This is a genomic window from Paenibacillus sp. CFBP 13594, assembly GCF_014842675.1.
Lineage (GTDB): Bacteria > Bacillota > Bacilli > Paenibacillales > Paenibacillaceae > Paenibacillus > Paenibacillus amylolyticus_B.
The window spans coordinates 245,369-257,139 of the sequence record NZ_JACYVQ010000002.1; the positions used below are offsets into that span (position 1 = coordinate 245,369).

Annotated in this window: 12 protein-coding genes; 1 reads left to right on the forward strand and 11 read right to left on the reverse strand. The window is 43.9% G+C overall.

Annotation, left to right across the window (positions count from 1 at the left end; genetic code table 11):
* Window positions 1–125: 125 nt before the first annotated feature.
* The 11 genes from IFU39_RS08450 to IFU39_RS08495 all read right to left on the reverse strand — a co-directional run bounded on the left by IFU39_RS08450 (window position 126) and on the right by IFU39_RS08495 (window position 9,711).
* Complete coding sequence (locus IFU39_RS08450; RefSeq protein WP_192132202.1) at window positions 126–593, reverse strand: DUF2691 family protein; 468 nt, start codon at window positions 591–593, stop codon at window positions 126–128.
* A gap of 48 nt (window positions 594–641) precedes the next feature.
* On the reverse strand, window positions 642–1,172 hold the full coding sequence (locus IFU39_RS08455; protein WP_192132203.1) for an AAA family ATPase: 531 nt from the start codon (window positions 1,170–1,172) through the stop codon (window positions 642–644).
* 12 nt (window positions 1,173–1,184) lie between these two features.
* Entirely contained in the window at window positions 1,185–1,670 is a 486-nt protein-coding gene (locus IFU39_RS08460) for a GNAT family N-acetyltransferase (RefSeq protein ID WP_342345658.1), read from the reverse strand.
* Window positions 1,660–1,812, reverse strand: coding sequence for a hypothetical protein (locus IFU39_RS33575; RefSeq protein WP_446740338.1), 153 nt, complete (start codon window positions 1,810–1,812; stop codon window positions 1,660–1,662). Before IFU39_RS33575 ends, IFU39_RS08460 begins: the two co-directional genes overlap by 11 nt.
* Window positions 1,813–1,907: 95 nt before the next feature.
* Window positions 1,908–2,429, reverse strand: coding sequence for an AAA family ATPase (locus tag IFU39_RS08465; protein ID WP_244660930.1), 522 nt, complete (start codon window positions 2,427–2,429; stop codon window positions 1,908–1,910).
* A gap of 200 nt (window positions 2,430–2,629) precedes the next feature.
* The gene (locus IFU39_RS08470) at window positions 2,630–3,694 is read right to left on the reverse strand and encodes a polysaccharide deacetylase family protein (RefSeq protein WP_105598293.1); all 1,065 of its coding nucleotides are present in this window, start codon (window positions 3,692–3,694) and stop codon (window positions 2,630–2,632) included.
* A gap of 221 nt (window positions 3,695–3,915) precedes the next feature.
* On the reverse strand, window positions 3,916–4,971 hold the full coding sequence (locus tag IFU39_RS08475) for an ABC transporter substrate-binding protein (protein ID WP_105598292.1): 1,056 nt from the start codon (window positions 4,969–4,971) through the stop codon (window positions 3,916–3,918).
* A 108-nt stretch (window positions 4,972–5,079) separates the two neighbouring features.
* The gene (yjfF, locus tag IFU39_RS08480) at window positions 5,080–6,054 is read right to left on the reverse strand and encodes a galactofuranose ABC transporter, permease protein YjfF (RefSeq protein WP_105598291.1); all 975 of its coding nucleotides are present in this window, start codon (window positions 6,052–6,054) and stop codon (window positions 5,080–5,082) included.
* Window positions 6,044–7,087, reverse strand: a complete 1,044-nt coding sequence (locus tag IFU39_RS08485; protein WP_083657362.1) for an ABC transporter permease — start codon at window positions 7,085–7,087, stop codon at window positions 6,044–6,046. Before IFU39_RS08485 ends, yjfF begins: the two co-directional genes overlap by 11 nt.
* Before the next feature lie 4 nt (window positions 7,088–7,091).
* Window positions 7,092–8,603, reverse strand: a complete 1,512-nt coding sequence (locus IFU39_RS08490) for a sugar ABC transporter ATP-binding protein (protein ID WP_105598290.1) — start codon at window positions 8,601–8,603, stop codon at window positions 7,092–7,094.
* Between the two features lie 85 nt (window positions 8,604–8,688).
* On the reverse strand, window positions 8,689–9,711 hold the full coding sequence (locus IFU39_RS08495) for an ABC transporter substrate-binding protein (RefSeq protein WP_105598289.1): 1,023 nt from the start codon (window positions 9,709–9,711) through the stop codon (window positions 8,689–8,691).
* Between the two features lie 244 nt (window positions 9,712–9,955).
* Between IFU39_RS08495 and IFU39_RS08500 the strand changes: the two genes are divergently transcribed.
* On the forward strand, window positions 9,956–11,767 hold the full coding sequence (locus IFU39_RS08500; protein WP_105598288.1) for a cache domain-containing sensor histidine kinase: 1,812 nt from the start codon (window positions 9,956–9,958) through the stop codon (window positions 11,765–11,767).
* The last annotated feature ends 4 nt before the right edge of the window (window positions 11,768–11,771 follow it).

Genomic DNA, 11,771 nt, shown 5'->3' on the forward strand with positions numbered 1-11,771 from the left:
CAATAAGACGTGTCAGGTTCGTTAGCGTTTAATCCCTAACACTAAACTCAACGCTATACTAATGCATATCAACGTATGCATGGGATGGTCTATCAAACCTTAGCAGTTAATCCCATGTTCCTTTATCACCAGACCGATAGTTTTGTCCTCGTATCATTCTCATCTGTTAAATATGCGAGAGATTCAAATCCCTGTCTATTTATATGATTATATAATTCCTCGACTTTCTCTAGATCTTTACAATAAACCGTGACGTAGGTACTATCGATCACAAGAAGAACCATCTGACAGTCACTCAACATATAATCTTCATAGGTGATAACATCTGTTATTTGTGTGCCTTTTGGAAATGCTTTTAAATTCGCAAATATTAAATAATACTCGTTGTTATCAATAATCTTCTGTAATTCTTCTCCATTCATACCCATAATCATATCCGGAAAAAGATCATTTCCTAACGTATCATCAACAACGAAATAGGACTCCTCCTCACCAATAAACCAATCGAAATTAGATACTTCCATTGGTTTTAAAATCTCCCCAAGAAAGCGACCATAGGCATTTGGTATTTCAAAACGTATTCCTCTGTTCATCTGTTCACCCTCTTATCATTTTCAATTCGAAGCACAATAACAGTGCAGTTATTTCACCCGATATTTCTCATTATTTATAATTTCACTTACTATTTCAGATAATTGTTCTTCTGTAAAATAATTAGTATACAGCTTGTTATCTACTCTCAGATCCGGATGATTTTCAAACTCACCCAGCAGAATTATACTTCTTTCTTTCATTTGATATTCTTCTGCTCTTAGACGGTCTCTACGAATAATGGTTTGACGATCAACCATCAATACAACATAGATTATGCGAACATGATAGTCTGCCAATTCTGTCATTAACCCATCAATGTCTTCCGGAAAGGCCACATAGTCCAGCACTACATCGTATTTATAATCCAACAAGTTTTTCACTAGGCTAGATATATTTTTCCAAGTTAAGTCGTTTGTATCCTTATCAAGCCAGGGTTTACCTCGCCCTTTGACCGGAAAGTGACTAACCGCATCTCCAGAAATGTAGGCACTTTTATCTAAAGTCTGAACCAGCAGCTTGGAAGTTGTAGATTTCCCTACTCCAGGGGGGCCAGATATAATATATAGGTTTCTACTCATTCTCTATTCTCCTTACAATATCTTTTGGAAACTTCCAATATCCAGTTTTCTATCGAATTTATATCCAATCTCTTTAAACAGAGCACATTGTTCATAACCATTTCTCTCGAATAATGATTTACTTCTTGTATTCTCCATGCAAATCGTCGCAATTAAGGTATGGAATCCTTGTTCTTTTGCAATCTTCTCAATAAAATGTAGTGCTTGTTTCCCCAAGCCTTTTCCCAAAATATCGGGCTTCAAATATATGGTGACTTCACCACAAATGTCATATGCCTGTTTACTCTTATACTGGGTTATCAGAACATAGCCCATCATTTGATTGTTTTCAAGAATTACATAAGTTTTATACCGTGTATCCTTGTTCATGACAGAGGATTTAATCTGATCAAGATCTAATTCCTCCGTATGAAACGAAATCGTTGTATTCATTACATAATAGTTATAAATCACTCTAATTTCAGGGAGGTGTTGTTCGGTTACCTCTTCATAATTCACAATCGTCAATTAGGTTCCATCCTCTTCTGTTCATTTCTTCATCATATGTATGAAATACCGCGTCTAGATTTAATTCACCGTAAATATGAGGATATTCCCTGCCTTCATTATACAGATCTTCCCATATATCTTCTGACTTTATTTTAGAATTCCATTAATCAACGCGGCTTCCCACTCTTTTCTTAAGAGCACATGTACAATCATCATCATAAAACCCTCCTATTAAAAAAATGATAATTATTTGGATAGGACCTTCCTCAATATGAGTTCTATGATTTCACTAGTCTCCAGATGATCGGTAATAATGCGAGTTTGAAATTGTTCATCTTTGAAAGCTTCAACACACTTTGGTGCTTGTTGATACTGCCAGCCTCCATATTCATCTCCGCGTTTAGCCAAACGATGATAAATCGTCTCTTCTGTAGCCGTAAGGCAAAAATGATGAATGTCCTGATCGATCTCTTTTAACCCGTTATAAATGTAATTAAAGTTTTCCTCTTTATAGATGGTCATGGGGACAATTAAGTGTTTGTTGTATTTCTGCTTTACTTCTTTAGCCGTTTTTACGGTCAGAATTTTCCACAGATCGATATCTTGAAAATCATCCGTACGTTCCCTTTCCTCTCTACAATTCTCCGGAAGAAGTTTTCTCAGCATATAACCTATTTCTTCAGGATCGTAGATCATACTGTTTGCAATCAAAGGTTGGAGTGCTTCTGCTGCTGAAGTTTTTCCCGAACCAAACGCTCCGTTAATCATGATGATCATTTGATCACTCCACTTCTATTCAATGAAATTTTTCAATAGAAACCAGATTCTTCACATACAATTTCATCCATTATAAATGTTTTCCTTCCACTTTTGTGTTACAAAATGGCCAAAAACATGATGAACTCCCATTGGGTCAACCCAACGGGAGTTCATCATAGTGCATTATTTTTCAATCAGCCTTAAGCTTGTTAATGTATTTCCAAGTAATCGATGTACATATCCCATGTCCCGTCATCGGCTGTTACAACCAACTCAATGACCTGATTTCCCGTTCCATGGCTGATATTATTCAGGGTATAGACCGCTGGTGAACTCCCGCCAAAGTAAAAGGTCCCCTTGGTCTGTCCGCCAATCTTCAAATCCACTCTAGCCATGTTGGCATTGTTTGAAGCTCCACGAAGCGAGAAATTATGAGTGCTCGTTGCAAAATTCTGAGTGTATTTAACCAAATCATTGTTGGCATAAAGGACCACGCCATTGAAAGGAGAACTGATATTGCCGGTGTATTGTCCACCTTTGGTCATATTCTCGGCTTCTACTTTTGTTGACGTACCTGGGGGATTGGTGGTGCCGCCATCAGGAGCGACTGCCCGACCTGTCGTCGGTGAAATCATGCCGGAGCAAAGGCCACGATTCTTCAGATTTTGTGCAATCTGTGGAATGGCTTGAAGTGTCGTCTGGTACTGATCATGCATTAGAATGACGTCACCACTTTTCATCGTGTTCACAGCTGTCACGATCTGGGCTGCGCTGGCACCATTCCAGTCTTGGGAATCTACGTTCCACAGCACTTCCTTCAGGCCGTTTTGGCTTACAACGGATTTCAAAGTCGCATTTGTCGCACCGTAAGGAGGTCTGAACAGTTTAGGTGAACTTCCGGTAATGGACTGGATCGTCTGCTGTGTCCGAGTAATCTCTGACGACATCTGAGAACTGTTTAATGTAGTCATGTTTGGATGTGTATAGGAATGATTGCCAATCCACATCCCAGCTGCCACCTGTGCAGTAACCAGAGATTTATTATTTTGTGCATTTTGTCCAACATTGAACATCGTTGCCCGTAAGCCCGCCTGCTTCAACGCGTTAAGCATGTTTGTTGTATTTCCAGATGGGCCATCATCAAACGTCAGACCTACATAACCATTCGGACAACTTGCATCTGCAGCACGAGCATTGGGCACCCCTGGAATAGAAAACAAGGTACCGAAAAGTGCGAGAGATATTACCACCTTTGCCAGCTTTACTTTGAACATAAAATTACCTCCTCATAATATATTGACAGCATAATACCTTTTACACTCCCTCTCTTTATCGAACTTTCACCCCTCGAAAAAAAAGCGCTTTCAAAAGTATGCAAACCGCTACGTCTTTTCTCATAGAAAAGAACTTTAGTTCAAGGTGAGTTCAGTATAAACGATAAGTTTATTTAAAGTAAATTGAATTTTATCCAAAATGTTCTATTTTTTCGCATATTCTAGAATCGCCTGTTGTACATCTCCCGTCTAGCACTCTCCTGTGTAAAAATGTCCTCCGGGGGTGCCATGCGCTTCGGGAGTGTACGCCCTGCAATAATTTCTTTTGTAGCCTGCATAAGCTGAGGACCAAGCAGCGGGTTACATTCCACCACAGCGTTGATTTTCCCACTGGCTAGAATTTCAAGTGCTTTGCGGGAGCCGTCCACCGAAACAATGATAATGTCCTCTCCCGGCTTCAGCCCAGCTTCTTCAATCGCTTGTATGGCGCCAAAAGCCATTTCATCATTATGGGCAAAAAGAACCTGCGGCCGTTCATCTTCCGGGACCTGAAGGAATTCTTTCATCACTTGTTTGCCATTGTCCTCCGTAAAATCGGCAGGAGCACTTTGTGAGAAGATGATATCTGCTCTGGTGTCGAAAATGCTTCTAAAGCCCTCGCCACGCTGGATAGAGGGTGTAGAACCACTCGTGCCTTGCAGTTCGGCAATCCGTATCAAACCCGGATGATTTCGCATCCGATCCTGAATGTACTTCCCGGCCTTCACACCTTCCTCATAAAAGTCCGATCCAATCGTTGTCACAAAAAGTGAAGTGTCTTTGACATCAACTGACCGGTCTACGATGATCACAGGTATACCTGCATCCCTGGCCTCCTGAAGAATACCATCCCAGCCCGATTCCACGACCGGTGCAATGGCAATGACATCCACCTTTTGCCTGATGAACGACCGAACAGCCTCGAACTGTTTCGTCTGAGACTGTTCTGCATTTTTTATTACAAGGGAGATTCCCGATTCTGCCGCAGCATTCCGGATAGACGTGGAGTTTGCCAGACGCCAGGCACTCTCTCTACCCAGTTGTGAAAAACCCAAGACAATCGGTTTCGTAGAGGTATCCCTTGCTACCGCTGATTCCATCCATTCCTCAACAGATGGGAGAGTTTCCAAGTTGTTAGACGAGATGGGAGGAGACACAGATTCAGACTCAGGTGTTGTACAACCGACAAGCAGCAGTAGCAGTATGAACAAATACAACCCGATCACATGTCTTCTCATTCACGCATCTCCCATCTCCATGTTAGTCTCTGCTGCCACCGATGCAGAGCACATCTAGTTATATAATTGTGTCGGTATTTGTGTGCAATTTCATTTCATTCGATCCACTTAATGCAGTGATTTCGAGGATACTCGCCGCCCGCTAAGCAGTCGTTGGAATAAAATAAAAACAAACAACATTAGGCCAATCACAATCTTGGTCCACCATGAGCTTAGCGTGCCTTCGAAGCTAATTATAGTTTGGATAGCCCCCTGGATCAATACACCAATAAAGGTTCCCGCCACATACCCCACACCACCTGTTAACAAGGTGCCTCCTATTACAACAGCGGCGATGGTATCGAGTTCAAGACCCATGGCGTGTAATCCATAACCGGATAACATGTAAAAGGTGAAGACAACACCGGCAAGCGCGGAGCACAAACCGCTGAACGTGTACACCAGGATTTTGGTACGTGCAACCGGCAGTCCCATAAGCAGCGCGGATTGCTCGCTTCCGCCGATGGCGTAAACGTTGCGCCCGAACCGAGTGTAATGTGCCAGGTAGATCGCGAGCAGTACAATGACCAGAGCAATAATGACATTAATGGAGACAAAGCTGCCCCCTGGCAGGGAAATTTTCGCCTGCGCAACCTGTGTGTAAAATGAATTTGTAATGGTAATGGTGTCGAGACTAATGACATAACACAGCCCCCGCGCCAAAAACATGCCTGCCAGTGTCACGATGAAAGGCTGAATTTTAAAATAGTGGATGATCGCCCCCATGACTGTGCCAAAGAGCGCACCCATGACAAGCACCATCGGTATAACGATCGCAGGCGACCACCCTTGCTTCTCGACCAGACTTGCGCTAATGATGGTCGTCAGCGCAATGACAGAACCAACCGACAGGTCGATTCCTCCCGATACAATCACAAAAGTCATGCCAATCGCCGTGATAATCAGAAATGCGTTATCAATGAGAAGATTAAGCAATACCTGTGTGGAAAAGAACCCTGTATACCGGAAAGAGCCTATAGCAAACATCACGGCCAGCAAACCGAAGGTGACAAGGACCGGGAGATACTTACGATTAAGAAACATGGCGGTTAACCCCCTGTTCGGCTGGAAACTTCCGTTTTTTCCAACGGATCACCATGGAATTGCGGAATGAATCGGATTGAATCAAACATACGGCCAGTACAACAAAGGCTTTGACAACCAGCGTAACTTCTGGCGGGACTCCAATCATATAGATCGTCGTTGTTAAGGTTTGGATAATGAGTGCTCCAACGACGGTACCCATTAGATAGAAACGACCACCATTGAGCGAAGTACCCCCGATGACTACCGCAAGAATGGCATCAAGTTCATACCACAGACCTGCGTTATTTCCATCCGCACTGGATACATTCGAGCTGAGAATAAGCCCGGCAATGCCGGCACACAGACCACAGAAGACATATACCGTGAGAATAACCGTTTTTGAACGAATACCTGCCAGTTGGCTCGCGTTTGCGTTGCTTCCGACCGATTCAATAAACAGTCCCAGTGCCGTTTTTCTCGTCAGCAATGAGGCAACAAGCAGCACAGTTAATACGATGAAGATGGAAAAAGGTAATGCTGCAAGCGAACCTGCCCCGATATAGGCGTAGTTCGCGTTGGATACCGTAATAATCTGTCCACTCGTAATTAATTGCGCAATCCCACGTCCGGCTACCATCAGGATAAGCGTTGCAATAATGGGCTGGATTCGGGCAACCGAAACCAGCGCTCCGTTCCATATACCCAAGATCAGTGAGAGACCTATAGATAATCCAAGTGCACCCAACACAAGCCAAAGCGAACTCTGATCCACTCCTCTGCTGATGCTCATACAAGCCACGGCACCGGAGATCGCTACAATGGAGCCCACGGACAAGTCGATACCTCCGGTCGCAATCACCAGTGTCATGCCGATTGATACCAGAATTAAAGGCGCTCCAAAATTGAGAATATCAATCAAGCTGCCATACAGATTCCCTTCACGCATGACGAGGGAGAAGAAATCCGGAGAGTACAGCAAATTAAAGATTAAAAGTAAACCAAGCATACATAACGGCCAAAACAAATGATGTTTACGCATCTTGCCCGCCATCTCTTTAACCTCCTGCCATTGCTTTCATGATTTGCTGTTGATGGATCTGATCCCCGCTAAGTTCTTTCACTTTTTTGCGGTCCCGGATTACGGCAATTCGGTGGCTGACACGAATCACTTCTTCCAGCTCGGACGAAATGAACAGCACGGCCATGCCCTGCTTCGACAGAGAGAGCACCAGCTTCTGTATCTCAGTCTTTGCACCGATATCAATTCCACGCGTAGGTTCATCAAGAATCAACAGATCGGGGTTCATCAGCAGCCACCGTGCAAGCAACACCTTTTGCTGATTACCGCCACTCAGATTTTTAATTAAATGCTCCGGGTTTTTCGGATGGATATTTAACAGGTTGATGTACTTTTCGGCGATCTCATCCTGTTTCTTGCGTGAGATTGGTTTGGACCAACCTCGTGTCGCTTGTAAAGCCAGAATAATGTTCTCCCGAATGGTCAAATCATCGATTATGCCTTCGGTTTTACGGTTCTCGGAGCAAAAGGCAATATTCTGATCAATTGCATGACGCGGCGACTTGACCGTACTTCCTGTATCTACAACGAGCAGCTTGCCTACATCTGAACGATCTGCACCAAAGAAAAGGCGAGCGATCTCGGTACGACCAGACCCCAATAACCCAGCCAAGCCCACGACTTCTCCCTTGCGAATGTCCAGATCAAAAGGCTCAATTGCTCCTTTGCGTCCAAGTGCCTTAGCGGTAATTAACAGTTCTCCCGACTCCGCCTGGGCAGCATCCGCTTCCTTCGGAAGCTCCTCAAGCACCTCGAGCTCCTTGCCGATCATCTTGAGCACCAGTTCCATGCGTGGAAGTTCTGCGGCTATGTACTCTCCTTCCAATTCCCCGTTACGGAGCACCGTTAGACGATCCGACATTTCGTATACCTGATCAAGAAAATGAGTAACAAAAAGAATTGCGAGACCTTCACTCTTTAATTTGTGCATAATACGAAACAGTTGCTGAACCTCGTTTTTGTCCAGACTGGATGTGGGTTCATCCAATATGAGCACTTTTGCCGAGATGCTGAGTGCTCTTGCAATTGCAATCAGTTGTTGCATCGCGACTGAGTAGGTCTGTAAAGGAGCCTTAACGTCGATGGACAGATGTAATCTGTCTCGCAGAATGTTCTCCGCATCTTTGTTCATTTGCTTCCAATTGATTTTGCCAAATCGCATCGGCTCACGCCCGATGAAAATATTCTCAGCAACCGTTAAGTTGGGACAGAGATTGACCTCTTGGTAAACGGTACTGATTCCCGCCTTTTGCGCTTCAAGCGGACCGGAGATCGAAAGATCCCGGTTATCCATGCTTACCGTTCCTTCATCAATGGAATAAACGCCGGTCAAAACTTTAATAAGCGTCGACTTCCCCGCTCCGTTCTCACCCATCAAGGCATGAATCTCGCCCGAAAACAAGCGAAAGCTGACGCTGGACAGCGCTTTAACCCCGGGAAATTGTTTGGTGATGCCTGTCATTTGCAAAATGGGTGCTTGCTCGGCCATATAACCCTCTCCTTTGTTATGGAAAAAAGTCATTTAGCGACAGCCTAGTCGAAAAATGACTTTTCGGTGTTATACGAATCTGCTTTTAATATTCGCGTGTTGGCAATGCTTCTTTGGCTTGCTCCGATGTGAAGGTCGTCTCATCCGTAACGATTCGGGGTTCGATGTCTTTCCCGTCTACTACTGATTGAACCGCTTCCATTAATTGAGGTCCTAACAACGGATTACATTCAACGATAAAGTTGATTTTGCCATCAGCAGCAGCCTGCATCCCATCCTTCACGGCATCCACAGAGATAATGGTAATATCTACGCCTGGTTTCAATCCTGCCGCTTCAATGGCCTGAATTGCACCAAGTGCCATATCGTCATTATGTGCATAGAGAACATCTATTTTTTTATGTGCTTTGAGGAAAGCTTGCATGACTTCTTTGCCTTTGGCACGTGTAAAGTCACCCGATTGTGAAGCAATCAATTTAAGCTTCGAATTGGAAGCAATCAATTCCATAAAGCCCTCTTGACGGTCATTCGCTGGTGCGGAGCCTGTTGTACCCTGCAGCTCAACAATGTTGATCTCGTCTTGTGTGTCCTTGTATTGGTCACTCAGCCACTGACCTGCTTTGCGTCCTTCTTCTACAAAGTCGGAGCCAATAAAGGTTTTGTAGAGGGTTTTATCCGGGGAATCCACAGCACGGTCCGTCAAAATCACGGGAATTCCTGCATCCTTCGCTTCCTTCAATACGGTATCCCAACCGGATTCTACAACAGGGGAAAAAGCGATCACCGTCACCTTCTGTTGTATGAAGGATCGCAAAGCTTTAATTTGATTTTCCTGCTTCTGCTGCGCATCGGAGAATTTCAAATCATAACCCGCTTCTTTGGCTGATTCCTGAATCGACTTGGTATTCGCCGAACGCCAGCCACTCTCCGCACCAACCTGCGAAAAACCAAGCGTAATTGTTTTGGCGCTGGCAGGTGTACTGCCATTCCCATTCGTTGAAGTTTCATTATCGGAGCCTGCTCCTCCATTGGTACTGCTACATGCCGTGCTGACCAGCATCACCATAGCCAAGGTTATGGCAAGTCCCCACTTTTTTTTGGTTCGCATATTGTGATCCTCCCTTTTTTTCGTTTCACCTTGTGGTGTGACCACATTATAAAACGCTTTCATTCCGAGCTTATATGGAGTCTCATACTTTATTTATGTAATAATTTAGTAATTTCAAAAAATGGAGTTTAAAAAGTGTAATTTCTTTGTTTAATTGTGTAGTATTTAGCGATTCTCTTACATATTAGAAAATCATGTTATACTAATGATACATTTTTGATCCCTTCAGATGGAGTGGAATACGTTGAAACTCATTCAATGGATTGCTTCAAGCCTCAGGCTTAAATTACTCAGCATGTTTATCATCCTCAGTTCAGTACCACTGATCGTGGTTGGATTGATTTCTTACCACAAATCTTATACGGTCGTATCCAATCATAACAAGGCCTCGACACAGCTGGTTGCCGACCAGCTTGCCAGGAACATTGACATCTTGTTTGAGGATACGGAACGGCTGCTCGAACTGGGCAAGAACCCGCAAGTGCTTCAATATCTGTATTCTCAATCGGAGTCCTACCCGGAAGCCAAAGCCATCCTTCAGACATACAATCTTTATCGGGAAACCTACAAGTATGACAAGGTACTTAATATCTCGTTCGTGAATTTTTATGGAAAAGGCATAAGTGAACGAAAAGGCGTGTTCAAGCTGGAACGAAATCCGCTGCGTAACCCGTACTTCAAGTATCTGATACAGTATCCGGATGCCATTCTGCGCATTCCTCATTCTGCAGCCTATGCCGAATATAACAGGCTGGATGGGTTTGCTTACTCTAAACAGAATGCGCTTTCAATTATAACCACGGTCAAAGAGAGAATTACACATGAGGTCATCGGGTTCATAGTAATTGATTTAAATGATTCGTTCATTGATGATTTTTTGACGAATACCCCCATTAAGGATTCCGGTTTTTTCTATATTAGTGATCAACACGGAAATACACTCTTCAGGCCGGATGCCACCACGGCATCCATAACCATGATGGATCAGATCCGATCGGTCCCTTTACATCTACAGCACGACAGCTTTATTCTGTCTGCAGGATCCAAGCCCCAGTTTGTTGTATACAGCACCTCAAAACAGACCGGATGGAAGATGATCGGGGTAGCTCCTTATCAGGAAATCATTGCAGAGGCCAATAGCATTCGCCAATTAATCATCATCACGGTTTTGTTAAGTGCCTTCTTTGCAATATCGTTATATTTTTTCCTGAATAATCGACTGATTCTTCCCATCCAAATTCTGATGAACAAGATGCGTAAAGCTGCAAACGGTTACTTGGAAGCCAAAGTCACACCACACGGCTCGGACGAAATTGCTGATCTGGGCAAAAGCTTCAACGTGATGCTGGATAAGCTCAAAATGCTAATCGAAAAGAGCATCCGGGAGAATGAACAGGTGAAAATAGCTGAACTACGTACGCTGCAAGCTCAAATCAACCCTCATTTCCTGTATAACACGTTGGAGTCTATTTTATGGATGGCTGAAGCAGAGAAAAAAGAAAATGTAATCAAACTTGTGCAAGCCCTCTCGAAGTTCTTTCGTTTGAGTCTGAACAAAGGATTCGACTGGGTATCCATTCAAACCGAGCTTGAACATGCGCGGAGTTACTTGGTTATTCAACAGATGAGGTACCACGATATTCTCACCTACGAGATCAGCGTTGATCGTGAGCTTCAGGATTATCCCATTTTGAAAATGACGCTGCAGCCCCTGATTGAAAACGCGCTCTATCATGGGATCAAGAACAAACGCGGTCAAGGGCTGATATCCATACACGGATATGTAGAGGACAATAGCATCATTCTCACCGTACAGGATAACGGAATTGGCATGTCTGCGGATCGATTGGCACAATTACGTGAAGAGCTGGAGAAGCCGGCTGCTTCCCGTTCACCCCAAGATGACGAGCAGGAAGGCGGATTCGGTCTGCTCAATGTACATCACCGGATTCGACTATATTTTGGACCATCTTATGGTGTTGAAATGGAAAGTACGTATATGGAAGGCAGCACATTTATGATTCGTATCCCCAAAAGCAAGGAGGTTAACCGTTGAAAAA